This is a genomic window from Pseudomonas brassicacearum (genome assembly GCF_000585995.1).
GTDB lineage: Bacteria > Pseudomonadota > Gammaproteobacteria > Pseudomonadales > Pseudomonadaceae > Aquipseudomonas > Aquipseudomonas brassicacearum_A.
This window is the reverse complement of sequence record NZ_CP007410.1, coordinates 1227752-1243309: the sequence shown is the minus strand read 5'-3', so window position 1 is coordinate 1243309 and position 15558 is coordinate 1227752. Positions and strand designations below refer to the sequence as shown.

Sequence of the window (15558 nt, the reverse complement as noted above, 5' to 3'; positions counted from 1 at the left end):
TCTGGCCTCATCGCGAGCAAGCTCGCTCCCACACTGGATCTTCAGTGGGTCCAAAATCCTGTGCCTCCCTCAGCCCCTGTGGGAGCGAGCTTGCTCGCGATGGCGACCTGTCAGACAACCCAAATGTCAGGCATGGGTGTCGACAGAAACGGTCATGGCCAGCAACAACGACGCCCGCAAGGTTTGCAGCATCGCCTGGGTACCCATGATCTGGGTCTGGATGGCCATGGCCTGCTGGGCCTTCTGCTCTTCGTTGGCCTGGCTCTTCTGCACGCGGGCCAATTGGGCTTGCTGCTGGGCCAGCAGTTTTTCGGCCTGCTCGATCTGCTTTTTCAGTTGCTCGATGACGTCCCCACCGCCGCTGGAAGGAGCACCGGCGACATTCGCACCGCTGGTATCCACACTTAGCTTGCTGTCTTTGTCTTTATCGCCGTTGGCGTCAGTCGGCGCTACAGCACTGGTTCCTTTCTCTTCAGTGGCCCCTTTGATCGAGACTTTAGGCGCCGAAAGCGGGTACGGGTTAACGGTGGTTGCGCTGATCGTGGTCATGAGCATTCTCCTTGGCTGACCGTTTATCGGCACGCAACACCGCTTCTGAAGGGCTGAATCGTTTCAATCAGATAAATTCGAAGTCGTCGGCATCCAGGTTCGCGGGAAACCGCGTGCGATACGCTGCCAGGTCCGCCGCGTTCAAACACACTGTGAACACCCCGTCTGCCTCGCCGGCGCTGAGCAAGGTCTCGCCTTGGAAATCCAGCACCTGACTGTCACCGGTATAGGCAAAGCCCTTGCCGTCCGTACCGATGCGGTTCACTGCCGCCACGTAGCACAGGTTCTCGATCGCCCGGGCCGGCAGCAGCCGGTTCCAATGCTGGCGTCGGGCACCCGGCCAGTTGGCGGTGTACAGCAACAGGTCGGTGTCTTCGGCATCGCGGCTCCAGACCGGGAAGCGCAGGTCATAGCAAATCAGCGGCCGAACCCGCCACCCCTTGAGTTCGAACAACACCTGGCGTTCGCCCGGCGTGTAATGGTTGTGCTCCCCCGCCATGCGAAACAGATGACGCTTGTCGTAATGCAGCACCTCACCGTCCGGTCGCGCCCACAGCAGGCGATTGCGATGGCTGCCGTCGGCGGCCTGGATGATCACACTGCCAGTGATGACCGCATCCAGTTTCGCCGCCTGGGCCTTGAGCCACTTGTGCGACGGACCGTATTCCGGCTCCGCCAGGGCCTCGGACTCCATGGAGAACCCGGTGGTGAACATTTCCGGCAGGATGATCAGGTCCGCCCCACGCGCCTGCTCCAGCAAACCTTCGAAGTGGACCAGATTGGCCTGGCGGTCGTGCCAGGCCAGGGTGGTCTGGATCAACGCGACATTGAGGTTGGGCAACGCACTCAGATCACGCATAGTTTTTCCGCCGCTTCGCGCAGCGTCTCCTCGCGTTTGGCAAAGCACAGGCGCACCAGGCGCTGGCCTTCGGGCGGGCTCTGGTAGAACACCGAGACCGGGATCGTCGCCACGCCGTGCTCACGGGTCATCCAGACCGCCATGTCGACGTCATTCAAGTCCGGGCGGATTTGCGAGTAATCCACCAACTGGAAATAGGTCCCGGCCACCCGCTTGAAACTGAACCGCGACGGAGCCAGCAGATCGCAGAACAGATCGCGCTTGGCCTGGTAGAAGTCCGGCAGTTCTTCGACGTGCTCCGGATGCTCGGCCATGTAGTCGGCCAATGCGTACTGCAATGGCGTCACGCCGCAGAAGCTGACGTATTGATGCACCTTGCGCAGCTCCGCCGTCAGAGCGGACGGCGCCACGACATAGCCAGTTTTCCAGCCGGTGACATGGTAGGTCTTGCCAAACGAACTGACCACGAAGGCCCGGCGGTACAGCTCTTCGTGGGCCAGGACGCTGGCGTGGGAAACGCCGTCGAACACCAGGTGCTCGTAGACCTCGTCGCTGATCAGGTAAATGTCGCGGTCACGAATCAACGCCGCCAACTGATCCAGCTCGGCACGACTGATGAGGGCGCCGCTGGGGTTGTGGGGGCTGTTGAGGATGATCATCCGCGTACGCGGGCTCAGGGCTTCGCCGAGCTTCTGGAAGTCGATGGCGAAGTCATCCAGGCCCAACTGCACATGCACGCAGCGCCCACCCGCCAGCTGCACCGCCGGCTCGTAGCTGTCATAGCAAGGGTCGAACACGATCACTTCGTCGCCGCTGTGAACCACGGCGGCAATGGCACAGAAAATCGCCTGGGTCGCACCTGGGGTGACGGTGACTTCCTGGTCGGCATCGACGGTGACGCCGTAACTGCGGGCGATCTTCGCCGCGATCTGTTGGCGCAGGGCCGGCAAACCGGTCATGGGCGAATACTGGTTATGGCCTTGGGCGATATGCCGGCCGACTGCATCGCGCAGGGCCTGGGGACCATCGAAATCGGGAAACCCTTGGGACAGATTGAGCGCGCCAGTCTGCGCGGCGAGCTGGGACATCTGGGTAAAGATAGTGATGCCGACATTCGGCAACTTGCTGGTGATCATCGAGGGTTCCCTGGGTCTGCACCCGGCTCTGGTGCGGCGCGGGAGAGGTCGAGGATAGCCCAATCGCCGGGCATGAAAAAGGGTGCCACCAAGGGCACCCTTTTTCATGTCGCCCAATCGCAGGAAAACTCTGTGGCGAGGGAGCTTGCTCCCGCTGGGCTGCGCAGCAGCCCCCTGCGTTCCATCTGCTACAACATGGCAGCTGATAGATTTGGGGTTGCTTCGCAACCCAGCGGGAGCAAGCTCCCTCGCCACAAAAGCTGTTCCGGCCAGCAGGTCCGATCAGCGCTTATCGCGACGCTTCTTGTCAGCCTTCTTGTTGTGCGACATCAAGCGACGCTTCTTGTTGACCTGGCGGTCGGTGAGCGTGTTCTTGTTGCCTTCGTACGGGTTCTCGCCACCCTTGAATTCAATGCGGATCGGCGTGCCGACCAGCTTCAGGACGCGGCGATAGGTGTTTTCCAGGTAACGGACGTACGACTTGGGCACCTTCTCGATCTGGTTACCGTGGATCACGATAATCGGCGGGTTGGCACCACCCAAGTGGGCGTAACGCAGCTTGATCCGGCGGTTGTTGACCATCGGTGGGGCGTGCTCGCCAACGGCGTCTTCCAGGATCTGGGTCAGGCGGTTGGTCGGCCAGCGGGTGACCGCCGACTTGAACGAGTTCTGCACCGAGGCGTAGAGGTTGCCCACGCCCGTGCCGTGCAGGGCCGAGATGAAGTGGATATCGGCGAAGTCGACGAAGAACAGCCGGCGCTGCAATTCGACCTTGACGAAATCCCGCTCGCTCGGCGTCATGCCGTCCCACTTGTTGATCGCGATGACCAGTGCACGACCGGCCTCCAGGGCGAAGCCCAGCAGGTTCAGGTCGTGGTCGACCACACCCTCGCGGGCGTCCATCACGAAGATCACCACGTTGGCGTCTTTGATCGCCTGCAGGGTTTTGACCACGGAGAATTTTTCGACTTCTTCGTGGATCTTGCCGCGCTTGCGCACACCGGCGGTGTCGATCAGCGTGTACTTTTCTTCGTTACGCTCGAACGGGATGTAGATGCTGTCACGGGTGGTGCCGGGCTGGTCGTACACAATGACCCGGTCTTCGCCGAGCATGCGGTTGACCAACGTCGACTTACCTACGTTCGGGCGGCCGATGATCGCGATCTTGATCCCGTCTTTTTCGCTAGGGCCCGGAATGCGCTTGGCTTCCTCGCCTTCGGCAACGATCTCTTCTTCGCCGTCTTCCGGCTCTTCGGCGTCATCCTTGGGGAAATCAGACAGGGCGATTTCGAGCATCTGGGTGATGCCGCGACCGTGGGCACCGGCGATCGGGATCGCCTGGCCCATGCCCAACGGTGCGAATTCAGCGCGGGCCATGTCCGGGTCGATGTTGTCGACCTTGTTGGCAACCACGTAGGAACGCTTGTTACGTTTGCGCAAATGCTCGGCGATCATCTGGTCGGCGGCGGTAAAACCGGCCTTGGCGTCTACCAGGAACAACACCACATCGGCTTCTTCGATGGCGAGCAGCGACTGCTCGGCCATTTTTTCGTCCATGCCGTGTTCATCACCGGAGATGCCGCCGGTGTCGACCAGAATATAGGTACGCCCTTGCCACTTGGCCTCACCGTATTGGCGATCACGGGTCAGACCGGACAAGTCGCCGACGATGGCGTCGCGAGTCCTGGTCAGGCGGTTGAACAAGGTGGACTTGCCGACGTTCGGTCGGCCCACCAGGGCGATTACGGGAACCATGCGGCTCTCCACTTCGTTATTTCAGAAAATACAAAAGCCGCTGCGAGGCAGCGGCTGGTGCTCGGAGGCAGTCCTGTGGGAGCGGGCTTGCTCGCGAATACGGTGTGTCAGTTAACAAGTTTTCTCTGATACACCGTATTCGCGAGCAAGCCCGCTCCCACAAAGGACGGGCCGCTTGAGATCTAGCCTCAAGCATAGTCTTACTTGATGGTCAGGGCTTCCAGTTTGCCGCTGTTGCCATACACATAAATCATGTTGCCCGCCACCAGCGGACGGGCCCGCAGGCCATCGCTGTCGATGCGTTCGCGGCCGACGAAACGGCCGTCCACCTGGCTGAGCAGGTGCAGGTAACCTTCCAGGTCACCCACTGCAACGTAGCTGGAGAACACTTCCGGGGCCGACAGTTGACGACGGGCCAGGGAGTCGTTGCTCCACAACGCGGTGGTGGAACGCTCGTCGACGCCTTCGACCGTGCCCGAGGACAGGCTCACGTAGACGCTGCCAAAGCCCTGGGCGACACCGGCGTAGCTGGACGCATCGCGCTGCCACAACGGACGACCGCTTTCCAGGTCCAGCGCCGCAACGCGGCCCTGGTAGCTGGCGACATACAGCGTACCGCCGGACAGCAGCAGGCCGCCGTCGATGTCGACCACGCGCTCCAGCTCCGAACGACCTTGTGGGATCGCTACACGCTGTTCCCAGACCGGCACGCCGTTGGAAACATCCAGGGCGACCACTTTACCGGTCGACAACCCAGCCACCGCGAGGCGGTTGGTGACGATCGGCGCACTGGTGCCGCGCAAGGTCAGTACCGCCGGGGTGCTGTCGTACAACCAGCGCTGGTTGCCGGTGGCGGCATCCAGGCCAATCAGACGGTCATCCTGGGTCTGGACCACAACCACGTCACCGTTGGTGGCAGGCGGTGCGAGCACTTCACTGGTCACGCGGGCGCGCCATTTCTCTTCACCGCTGCTCGCGTCCAGGGCGACGATCTCACCCTTGAGCGTGCCGATCATGACCAGCCCGTAACCCACGCCAACGGCGCCGGAAACAGGCAGTTCGAGATCTTTCTCCCACTTGACGTCGCCATTGCTGCGATCCATCGCCATGACCACGCCCGTGACGTCGCCGGCATAGATGGTGTCGCCATCGATGGCCGGCACCAGCATGTTGTAGGTTTCACCCTGGCCGTCACCGATGGAGCGGCTCCATTGCTTCTGCAGCACGACTTCTTCTTTGAAGTCGGTCAGCTCGGCCGGAGGCAGTTCTTTCTTGCTGTTGCTGCTGCAACCCGCGGCCAGAATGGCCAGGGCCAGCAATGCTGCATGTTTCCACTGGATCACGTCACGCATCCCCTTTGGCCAGGTCGTCCAGCTTGATTTGCAGGCCACCGACCGCGGCTTCATCCGACAGCGCAGCCTTGGCTTTTTGGTAGGCCGCATGGGCCTCATCGGCACGACCCAGCTGTACCAGCAGGTCGCCCTTGAGTTCTTCGCGGGTCGCCAGGAACGCCTTGTCGGCATCGCCGTCGAGCAGCTTCAACGCATCTTCAGCCTTGTTCTGCGCCGCCAGCACCTGCGCCAGGCGCTGACGCGCCACTTCGCCCAGGGTCGGGTTGGCCGGCTTGTCGACGATACCCTTGAGCTCGGTAGCGGCGTCGTCCAGCTTGCCGCTGTCCACGGCAACCTTGGCCACGAACAAGCGACCGTATTGCGCGTAGGCGGTGCCGCCGAATTCCTTGTCCAGCTTGCCGGCCAGGTCCGCAACGCGGGCAGGGTCAGGCTTGCCGTCCGGGGTCAGGGTGGTTTCCAGCAATTGCTGATAGAGCACCGAGGCGCCTTGCGACTGGTTGCTCTGGTATTTCTGGTAGGCCTGCCAGCCGAACACGATGACCAGCGCCAACAGGCCGCCAGTGACCAGCGGCTTGCCGTTGCGCGTCCACCAGTCCTTCAAATCCGCCAGCTGTTCATCTTCGGTACTCGACACCCCAATACTCCTTAATCGCTAAATCGGCTGTTTGACAGCTTCAACCCTGCACGACGCAGGTGGCCAGGTGTGCAGCAAGCGCATCCCAGGCAATGCTTTGTTGTTCGCCCTGGCCACGCAGGGGTTTGAAACCTACCACTTGTTGGGCCAGTTCGTCGTCACCGAGGATCAGTGCATACAGCGCACCGCTCTTGTCGGCCTTCTTGAATTGGCTCTTGAAGCTGCCGGCGCCGGCGTTGATCTGCAAGCGCAGGTTGGGCAACTGGTCGCGGATCCGCTCGCTCAACGACAAGGCGGCCAGTTCGGCGGCCTCGCCAAAGGCGCACAGGTAGACGTCGACCTGACGGGACAGTTCTTCGGGTACCTTGTCCAAGGCTTCCAGCATCAGCACCAAGCGCTCGATGCCCATGGCAAAGCCCACGCCCGGGGTCGGCTTACCGCCCATCTGCTCCACCAGCCCGTCGTAGCGGCCGCCGGCACATACGGTGCCTTGGGCGCCGAGTTTGTCGGTGACCCATTCGAATACGGTCTTGCTGTAGTAATCCAGGCCACGGACCAACTTGGGGTTGATCACGTAGGGAATGCCGACAGCGTCGAGGCGCGCCTTCAACCCTTCGAAATGCGCACGGGATTCGTCGTCGAGGTAGTCGGCCATTTTCGGCGCGTCGACCAGGACCGCTTGGGTGTCGGCATTCTTGGTGTCGAGCACGCGCAGTGGATTGGTCTTCAGACGGCGCTGGCTGTCTTCGTCGAGCTTGTCCAGATGCGCGGAAAGAAACTCCACCAACGCTTCCCGGTAGCGGCCACGGGACTCACTGGTGCCCAGGCTGTTGAGCTCGAGCTTGACCGCATCACGCAGCCCCAACTCGCCCCACAGGCGCCAGGTCATGACGATCAGTTCGGCGTCGATGTCCGGCCCCTCGAGGTTGAACACCTCGAGACCGATCTGGTGGAATTGGCGATAACGGCCCTTTTGCGGGCGCTCATGACGGAACATCGGGCCGACGTACCAGAGTTTCTGTACCTGACCGCCACCGGTGATGCCGTGTTCGAGCACTGCGCGCACGCAGGCCGCCGTGCCTTCAGGGCGCAGGGTCAGCGAATCGCCGTTGCGGTCATCGAAGGTGTACATCTCTTTTTCGACGATGTCGGTCACTTCACCGATGGAGCGCTTGAACAGCTCGGTGAACTCGACGATTGGCATGCGGATCTGCCGGTAACCGTAGTTATCCAGCAGGCGCGCCACGGTGCCCTCGAAATAACGCCACAGGGGCGTCTGCTCGGGCAGGATGTCGTTCATGCCACGAATGGCTTGCAGAGACTTGCTCACGTCTATTCCTTAATCTTTCGACTTAACCGCGCGCGATAACCGCTGCGTCGGCTTCGACCTTTTCGGCCGCTTTCTGGCGGATCAGCCGTTCCAGCTCATCCACCAGATTGTCATTCGTCAGTTTCTGCGACGGCTTGCCGTCGATGTAAATCAGGTTCGGTGTACCGCCGGTGAGGCCGATATGGGCCTCCTTGGCTTCGCCCGGCCCGTTGACCACGCAACCAATCACCGCGACATCCAGCGGCACCAGCAGGTCTTCGAGTCGCCCTTCCAGCTCGTTCATGGTCTTGACCACATCGAAGTTCTGCCGCGAGCAGCTCGGGCAGGCAATGAAGTTGATGCCACGGGAACGCAGGTGCAGGGATTTGAGAATGTCGTAGCCGACTTTCACTTCCTCGACCGGATCAGCCGCCAACGAGATGCGGATGGTATCGCCAATCCCTTCGGCGAGCAGCATACCGAGGCCGACGGCGGATTTCACCGTGCCCGAACGCAACCCACCGGCTTCGGTGATGCCCAGGTGCAGCGGTTGGACGATTTCCTTGGCCAGCAGGCGGTAGGCTTCGACGGCCATGAACACGTCGGAAGCCTTCACGCTGACCTTGAAGTCCTGGAAATTCAGGCGCTCGAGGTGCTCGACATGGCGCAGGGCCGACTCCACCAGCGCCGCCGGGGTCGGTTCGCCGTATTTTTTTTGCAGGTCTTTTTCCAGGGAACCGGCGTTGACACCGATACGGATCGGAATGCCACGGTCGCGGGCGGCATCCACCACGGCGCGTACGCGGTCTTCACGACCGATGTTGCCCGGGTTGATGCGCAGGCAATCCACGCCCAGTTCGGCCACGCGCAGGGCGATGCGATAGTCGAAATGGATATCGGCCACCAGCGGCACCTTGACCAACTGCTTGATCTTGCCAAACGCCTCGGCGGCGTCCATGTCCGGCACGGAAACCCGCACGATATCGACGCCGGCGGCTTCCAGGCGATTGATCTGCGCGACCGTGGCAGCCACGTCGTTGGTGTCGCTGTTGGTCATGCTCTGCACAGCGATAGGCGCATCGCCACCCACGGGCACGTTACCGACCCAGATCTTGCGGGATTCGCGACGCTTGATTGGAGATTCGCCGTGCATGACTTATTGACCCAACTTCAGGCGAGCGGTCTCGCCACTGGTGAATGGAGCGATGTCGACCGGCTGGCCGTTGTAGCTGACCTGCGCGCCACGGGCGTACCCCAGGCGTACGGCGAAAGGCGGCTTGCCGTTGATGGAGGTGTTATCGCCCTTGCGCTTGAGGCCACTGAACAGCACCTTACCGTTGCCGTCGGTGACTTGCGTCCAGCAATCGGCGACGAATTGAATCTGGACCTGGCCTTCACCGGCCGACGGCGCCACGGGTGCGGCGGCGGGAGCCGCTGGGGTAGCCGGTGCAGCGGCGTTTGGCGCAGGCGTGCTCGGGACGGTTGGAGCGGCGGCAATCGGCGCGGTTGTGCTCGGTGCAGCAGGCGCTGGGGCCGGAACAGCCGGCTCGGCACCCGCCTCGGCATCGGCGCCGTCCTGGCCTTGAGGCAGCGCCAAGGTGGTTTCACCTTCGCCCTGGGCTTCCACCACGGCCTGGTCTTCCGGCTCGTCCAGCGGATGGATCTGGGTGGTGCCGTCGGCGCCTTCGACTTCGACATGTTCAGGGTTCATGGCGACCGGTTCCTTGTTGCGCAAGGACGCCTGGTCCTGCCACCAGACAAAACCGCCACCAATCACCGCGATCAACAGCAACAGGCTGACGATGCGCAAAATAGTGTGGGAAACGCGAACCGGCTCCTCGATGCGACCCAGGCTGTGCACATTGCTGCCCTGGGCGTCGGAACCGGTGAATTGATCGAATTGCTGGACCAGGATGGTCTGGTCCATGCCGAGCAATTTGGCATAGGCGCGGATGTAGCCCCGGGCGAAGGTATGCCCTGGCAGCTTGTCGAACGCGCCGGTTTCCAGATTGCCCAGGGAAGCCACGGTGAGATTGAGCTTGATGGCCACTTCGGCCAGCGACCAACCATTGCTTTCGCGGGCTTGACGCAGGGTCTCACCGGGGTTTACGCGAGTCGCTGCTACAACTTCAGGATGCGCCGCTTTCATCATTGCTCCGACAGGTATTGCTGATATTCCGGCGTACCGGGATAGAGTCTTTTTAGTTGCAGGCCATAACTGGCAGCCTTGTCACGATCTTCAAACACATGCGCCAGTCGAACACCGAGCAATAGACTACGTGCATTTTGCTCGCTCAGCAGGCTAAAACGTTCGTAATAGTCGCGCGCAGGCACATATTGCCTGTCTTCGTAAGACAACTCAGCCATTTCCAGCAAGGCACGCGGTTGCTGATGGTTGAGCCGCAGCGCTTTTTCAAGCTGCTGGCGAGCCAGGTCACGCTGGCCGAGTTTCGAGGCCGTCATGCCGAGGTTCTCGAAAACCCGCGAACGCTCGGGATAAAGCGTGTCGGCGGCGGCCTGCTCAAAACGCTCGTAGGCCTCCTTGAAGCGTTTCTGCTCGAAAAGGAAGCTGCCGTAGTTGTTGAGGATCCGCGCATCCTGCGGCCGGCCGGACAGCGCCTTGCGAAAATGCTCGTCGGCCAGCTCGGGTTCCATCTCGGCCTGGAACACCAAGGCCAGGGCCGCGTTGGCATCGGGGTCGGAATCATCCAGCTCCAGGGCTTTCTTGAGCGGTACCTTGGCCCGTTCGGTCATGCCCTGCTGCAAGTAGCCAATGCCCAGTTGCACATAGGCCACACGCGCCTCATCGCGCCCCTTGCTGGTTTTCATCGGGTTGTAGTCACCCGACAGAACACAACCGGTGCAAAGCCCGGCCAACAGCAAAATGAGCGCGAAGCGCAGGGACATAGAGTTCCTCTCTTAGTGACTGTTCGCAGCGTTTGGCGCTACATCGTCGGCGGCGTTCAACTCGCGCACGGCAATGTAGCGTTCGCTGCGGCGGGTGCGATCCAGCACCTGTCCTACCAATTGGCCACACGCGGCATCGATGTCTTCACCGCGGGTGGTGCGCACGGTGACGTTGAAGCCAGCGTGGTGAAGCTGATCCTGGAAGCGACGAATCGCGTTGTTGCTCGGGCGCTCGTAACCGGAGTGCGGGAACGGGTTGAACGGGATCAGGTTGATCTTGCACGGGATGTTCTTGAGCAACTCGATCATCTCGACTGCATGCTCAACCTTATCGTTCACATCCTTGAGCAAGGTGTATTCGATGGTCAGCACGCGCTTTTCGCCCAGGGACGACATGTAGCGCTGGCATGATTCGAGCAGCATCTTAAGCGGATATTTCTTGTTGATCGGCACCAATTGATTACGCAATGCGTCATTGGGTGCGTGCAGCGACAACGCCAGGGAGACGTCGATGTGCTTGGCCAGCTCATCGATCATCGGCACCACGCCCGAGGTGGACAAGGTCACCCGGCGCTTGGAGATGCCATAGCCCAGGTCATCCATCATCAGGTGCATGGCGGCCACGACGTTGTCGAAGTTCAGCAGCGGCTCACCCATGCCCATCATCACCACGTTGGTGATGGCACGGTCGACGGTCGCCGGGACGCTGCCAAAGGATTTGTTGGCAATCCACACCTGGCCGATCACTTCGGCGGCGGTGAGGTTGCTATTGAAGCCTTGCTTGCCGGTGGAGCAGAAACTGCAATCCAGGGCACAGCCTGCCTGGGACGAAACGCACAAGGTGCCGCGCTTGCCCTGGGGAATGTAGACGGTCTCGACGCAGCTGCCGGACGCCACGCGCACCACCCATTTACGGGTGCCGTCGCTGGAGATGTCCTCGCTGACCACTTCCGGACCACGAATTTCAGCAACAGCCTTGAGCTTTTCGCGCAAGGCCTTGCTGACATTCGTCATGGCGTCGAAGTCGTCGACGCCAAAGTGGTGAATCCATTTCATTACCTGACCGGCACGGAAACGCTTCTCCCCGATTGAGTCGAAGAATTTTTCCATTTCCTGTTGGGTCAGCCCCAGCAGGTTGGTTTTAACAGTCGATGTCGTCATGGATTCACCTTCACTCTTAAGCCAATGCTTAGCGAGCGGTTACTTCAGTAGCGGCGAAAAAGTAAGCGATTTCGCGGGCAGCGGCGGCTTCGGAGTCCGAACCGTGAACGGCGTTGGCATCGATCGACTCGGCGAAGTCAGCACGGATGGTGCCGGCAGCGGCTTCTTTAGGGTTGGTAGCGCCCATCAGCTCACGGTTGCGAGCGATGGCGTTTTCGCCTTCCAGCACCTGAACGACAACCGGACCGGAAGTCATGAAGGCAACCAGTTCACCGAAGAAACCGCGCTCGCTGTGCTCAGCGTAGAAGCCTTCGGCTTCGGCTTTGGACAGTTGCTTCATTTTCGAAGCTACAACGCGCAGGCCAGCGTCTTCGAAACGGGTAACGATCTTGCCGATCACGTTTTTAGCAACGGCGTCAGGCTTGATGATGGAGAAAGTACGTTGAACAGCCATGGTGTAACTCCAGAAACGGTAATTTGCGAAAAATTAAACCCGCGAATTATACGCGGGTTCTTGGGTATTGCCTAACTGCGTACGGTGCAGACTCAGTCCGCCTCTTCGATCCAGGCGGCTTGAATGGCTTCCAGCACCTTCTCACCACCACGGGTCGGATCATCGCTGAACTCCGGCAATGCCAGCACCCACTTGTGCAGATCGACGAAGTTCACGTAACGGGGGTCTACATCTGGCTTGGATTCAACCAGCTGGATTGCGATTTCCAGTACATCAACCCATTTCAGACTCATTGTAGCTCCCTGAATCAGTGCGGCGCTTCGGCGGCGTGGTTAAGCGAGTATCTCGGAATTTCGATGGTCAGGTCCTCGGTGCCAACAATCGCCTGACAGGCCAGACGCGATTGCGCTTCCAGGCCCCAGGCCCGATCGAGGAAATCTTCTTCCAGCTCGTCCGCCTCTTCCAGCGAATCGAAGCCTTCACGAACGATGCAATGACAGGTCGTGCACGCACAGACACCGCCACAGGCACTTTCCATCTCGATGTGATGCTCATGAGCCAGTTCAAGAATGGACGTCCCGGGCTCAGCCTCCACGACCATACCCTCCGGGCAGAACTTCTCGTGGGGCAAAAAAATCACCTGCGGCATCAGTTATTCCTCGATTTCATTCAGGTTGCGCCCCGCCAGGGCGGCCTTGACCGTCGAGTCCAGGCGGCGGGCAGCAAAGGCATCGGTGACGTGCGACAGACGCTTGGTCTGCTGCTCGATGGCATAACCATCGGTGCCTTTGATCAATTCGGACAGTTCTTGCATTTGCAGCTCGATGACCATGCGCTCTTCGGCATCCAGTAAGCGCTCGCCGTCGGCCTCAAGGGCCCCTTGCACGGCTTCGATCAAACGCTGGGCGTCGACCTGCTGCTCACGCAGCACGCGGGCCACTTTGTCGTCGCTGGCGTGCTGGAACGAATCCTTGAGCATCTTGGCGATTTCGCCGTCGGTCAGGCCGTAGGACGGCTTGACCTGAATGCTCGCTTCCACGCCCGAAGCCAGTTCGCGGGCGGAGACATTGAGCAAACCGTCGGCATCGACCTGGAAGGTCACGCGGATCTTCGCCGCGCCGGCGACCATGGCCGGGATGCCGCGCAATTCGAAGCGCGCCAGGGAACGGCAGTCGCTGATCAGCTCACGCTCGCCTTGCAGCACGTGGACCATCATGGCCGACTGGCCGTCTTTATAAGTCGTGAAGTCCTGGGCGCGGGCCACGGGGATGGTGGTGTTGCGCGGGATCACCTTCTCCATCAGGCCGCCCATGGTTTCCAGACCCAAAGACAACGGAATCACGTCGAGCAGCAGCAATTCGCCGCCCTCGCGCTTGTTGCCGGCCAGGGTATCGGCCTGGATCGCGGCGCCGATGGCAACCACCTGGTCCGGGTCGATTTCGGTCAGCGGCTGGCGGCCAAAGGCCTCGGCAACGGCTTCGCGAACCCGAGGTACACGGGTCGAACCGCCGACCATGACCACGGCCTTGACGTCTTCGAACTCAATGCCGGAATCACGCACGGCACGGCGGCAGGCCTTGAGGCTGCGGGCGACCATCGGCTCGATCAGCGCATCGAAGGCGGCGCGGGTCAGGGATGCTTTCCAATCGCCGTAAACCACTTCGACAGTCGCGGTATCGGTCAGGGCTTCCTTGGCGGCGCAGGCGGTTTGCAGCAAGTGACGCTGGGCACCCGGATCGAGATCGGCGGACAGGCCCGCTTGTTCGATGATCCAGCCGGCAATGGCATGGTCGAAGTCATCGCCGCCCAGGGCGCTGTCGCCACCGGTGGCCAAAACTTCAAAGACACCGCCAGTCAGGCGCAGGATAGAGATATCGAAGGTGCCGCCGCCCAGATCGTAGATGGCGACAAGGCCTTCGGCGTGCTGGTCGAGGCCGTATGCCACGGCTGCAGCGGTCGGCTCGTTAAGCAGGCGCAGCACGTTCAGGCCGGCCAGCTTGGCCGCGTCCTTGGTGGCTTGACGCTGGGCGTCGTCGAAATAGGCCGGGACGGTGATGACCGCCCCTACCAGTTCACCGCCCAACGCGGCTTCGGCGCGTTGACGCAACACCTTGAGGATGTCGGCGGAAACCTCGACCGGGCTTTTCGGGCCCTGCACGGTTTCGATGAACGGCATGTGGGATTCGCCGCCGACGAAGCGGTACGGCAGTTGATCGCCCAATTGCTTGACGTCGGACAGACCACGACCCATCAAGCGCTTGACCGAGACAATGGTGTTCAGAGGGTCGGTGGCGGCGGCCAGCTTGGCCAACTCGCCCACTTCGACGCGGTCGGCGTGATAACGCACGGCGGACGGCAGGATCACCTGCCCCTGCTCGTCGGCCAGCGGCTCGGAAAGACCGCTGCGCAAGGCAGCGACCAGGGAATTGGTAGTACCCAAGTCGATCCCGACAGCCAGGCGACGCTGGTGCGGTTGTGGACTTTGGCCGGGTTCGGCGATCTGCAGTAGGGCCATCGTAATCAGGACTTATCTGTAATCAGGCGTGCGACCGGAGCGGCACTGGGTTAATCGTCGAGGCGCTCTTCTAGCTGGCGCACTTCGTAGGTGAGCTTGTCGAGGAACTGCATGCGCCGCATCAGGCGCTCGGCCTGTTCGCGTTGCGCGGCATCGTTCCAGCAGGCTGCGAAGCTTTCGTTCAGTTCTTGCTGGGCGTCTTTCAAGCGGCGCTTGAATACCGCGACACCGGCCAGATCGGCGCTGTCCTGCAAGTCTTCGAGCTCTTCGCGCCACTGCATCTGCTGCAGAAGAAACTCGGGATCGTGGACCGTGACTTCCAGGGGCAACTCATGACCGCTGATGGCGAGCAGGTAACGCGCGCGCTTGGCCGGACTCTTGAGCGTCTGGTAAGCCTCGTTGAGGTTCGCCGACTGCTCGAGCGCCCGCCGCTGCTCGGATTCGGAGCCGTCAGCGAAGCGATCCGGATGAACACCACGGGCCAATTCCAGGTAACGCGCCGACAACTGATCGAGATCCAGCTGGAAAGCAGGTTGCAACTGGAACAAAGCAAAATGACAAGGAGTACCCACAAGCCGCCTCAGATGTTGAAGCTTTCGCCGCAGCCACACTCACCGCGCACGTTGGGGTTGTTGAACTTGAAGCCTTCGTTCAACCCTTCCTTGACGAAATCCAGCTCGGTGCCGTCCAGGTACGTCAGGCTTTTCGGGTCGATGATCACTTTCTGACCATGACTTTCGAACACCTGATCGTCTTCGCCCACTTCGTCGACGAATTCCAGTACATAGGCGAGACCAGAACAGCCCGTGGTGCGAACACCCAGGCGGATACCCTCGCCCTTGCCGCGCCCCGCAAGGGAGCGCTGGATATGGTTAGCTGCCGCTTCTGTCATCTGGATAGCCATGGATAACTCCTTACCGGTACGCG

Annotated in this window: 17 protein-coding genes; all 17 read right to left on the bottom strand. The window is 61.0% G+C overall.

Annotated elements, in window-relative coordinates; translation table 11 throughout:
• Positions 1–126: 126 nt before the first annotated feature.
• The 17 genes from CD58_RS05295 to iscA all read right to left on the bottom strand — a co-directional run bounded on the left by CD58_RS05295 (position 127) and on the right by iscA (position 15535).
• Positions 127–549, bottom strand: coding sequence for a hypothetical protein (locus CD58_RS05295; RefSeq protein ID WP_025212015.1), 423 nt, complete (start codon positions 547–549; stop codon positions 127–129).
• 67 nt (positions 550–616) lie between these two features.
• Positions 617–1408, bottom strand: coding sequence for an amidohydrolase (locus tag CD58_RS05290; RefSeq protein ID WP_038436775.1), 792 nt, complete (start codon positions 1406–1408; stop codon positions 617–619).
• Entirely contained in the window at positions 1396–2544 is a 1149-nt protein-coding gene (locus CD58_RS05285; RefSeq protein WP_025212014.1) for a pyridoxal phosphate-dependent aminotransferase, read from the bottom strand. Before CD58_RS05285 ends, CD58_RS05290 begins: the two co-directional genes overlap by 13 nt.
• Positions 2545–2826: 282 nt before the next feature.
• A complete protein-coding gene (der, locus tag CD58_RS05280; protein WP_025212013.1) occupies positions 2827–4299 on the bottom strand; it encodes a ribosome biogenesis GTPase Der in 1473 nt (490 codons plus the stop codon).
• A 200-nt stretch (positions 4300–4499) separates the two neighbouring features.
• On the bottom strand, positions 4500–5651 hold the full coding sequence (bamB, locus tag CD58_RS05275; RefSeq protein ID WP_025212012.1) for an outer membrane protein assembly factor BamB: 1152 nt from the start codon (positions 5649–5651) through the stop codon (positions 4500–4502).
• Positions 5644–6285: a YfgM family protein gene (locus CD58_RS05270; protein WP_025212011.1), complete on the bottom strand. Its 642-nt coding sequence runs from the start codon at positions 6283–6285 to the stop codon at positions 5644–5646. Before CD58_RS05270 ends, bamB begins: the two co-directional genes overlap by 8 nt.
• Positions 6286–6325: 40 nt before the next feature.
• Positions 6326–7615 carry a histidine--tRNA ligase gene (hisS, locus tag CD58_RS05265; protein WP_025212010.1) on the bottom strand — a complete coding sequence of 430 codons (1290 nt, stop codon included), beginning with the start codon at positions 7613–7615 and terminating at the stop codon, positions 6326–6328.
• Positions 7616–7637: 22 nt separating this feature from the next.
• Positions 7638–8747: a flavodoxin-dependent (E)-4-hydroxy-3-methylbut-2-enyl-diphosphate synthase gene (gene ispG / locus CD58_RS05260; RefSeq protein WP_003185136.1), complete on the bottom strand. Its 1110-nt coding sequence runs from the start codon at positions 8745–8747 to the stop codon at positions 7638–7640.
• Between the two features lie 3 nt (positions 8748–8750).
• Positions 8751–9743 (bottom strand): RodZ domain-containing protein, encoded by a 993-nt coding sequence (locus tag CD58_RS05255; protein ID WP_025212009.1) that lies wholly within the window; start codon positions 9741–9743, stop codon positions 8751–8753.
• Positions 9743–10501 carry a type IV pilus biogenesis/stability protein PilW gene (gene pilW, locus CD58_RS05250; protein WP_025212008.1) on the bottom strand — a complete coding sequence of 253 codons (759 nt, stop codon included), beginning with the start codon at positions 10499–10501 and terminating at the stop codon, positions 9743–9745. The genes CD58_RS05255 and pilW overlap by 1 nt, the downstream gene beginning before the upstream one ends.
• 12 nt (positions 10502–10513) lie before the next feature.
• Positions 10514–11662, bottom strand: coding sequence for a 23S rRNA (adenine(2503)-C(2))-methyltransferase RlmN (gene rlmN / locus CD58_RS05245; protein WP_025212007.1), 1149 nt, complete (start codon positions 11660–11662; stop codon positions 10514–10516).
• Between the two features lie 28 nt (positions 11663–11690).
• Positions 11691–12116: a nucleoside-diphosphate kinase gene (ndk, locus tag CD58_RS05240; protein WP_003185145.1), complete on the bottom strand. Its 426-nt coding sequence runs from the start codon at positions 12114–12116 to the stop codon at positions 11691–11693.
• 92 nt (positions 12117–12208) lie between these two features.
• Positions 12209–12409, bottom strand: coding sequence for a Fe-S cluster assembly protein IscX (iscX, locus tag CD58_RS05235; RefSeq protein WP_025212006.1), 201 nt, complete (start codon positions 12407–12409; stop codon positions 12209–12211).
• Between the two features lie 14 nt (positions 12410–12423).
• Positions 12424–12765 (bottom strand): ISC system 2Fe-2S type ferredoxin, encoded by a 342-nt coding sequence (fdx, locus tag CD58_RS05230; protein WP_025212005.1) that lies wholly within the window; start codon positions 12763–12765, stop codon positions 12424–12426.
• Positions 12766–12768: 3 nt separating this feature from the next.
• Positions 12769–14631 carry a Fe-S protein assembly chaperone HscA gene (gene hscA, locus CD58_RS05225; protein WP_025212004.1) on the bottom strand — a complete coding sequence of 621 codons (1863 nt, stop codon included), beginning with the start codon at positions 14629–14631 and terminating at the stop codon, positions 12769–12771.
• Positions 14632–14681: 50 nt separating this feature from the next.
• Positions 14682–15203, bottom strand: coding sequence for a co-chaperone HscB (gene hscB, locus CD58_RS05220; RefSeq protein WP_025212003.1), 522 nt, complete (start codon positions 15201–15203; stop codon positions 14682–14684).
• Between the two features lie 8 nt (positions 15204–15211).
• On the bottom strand, positions 15212–15535 hold the full coding sequence (gene iscA, locus CD58_RS05215; RefSeq protein WP_003185155.1) for an iron-sulfur cluster assembly protein IscA: 324 nt from the start codon (positions 15533–15535) through the stop codon (positions 15212–15214).
• Positions 15536–15558 lie beyond the last annotated feature (23 nt).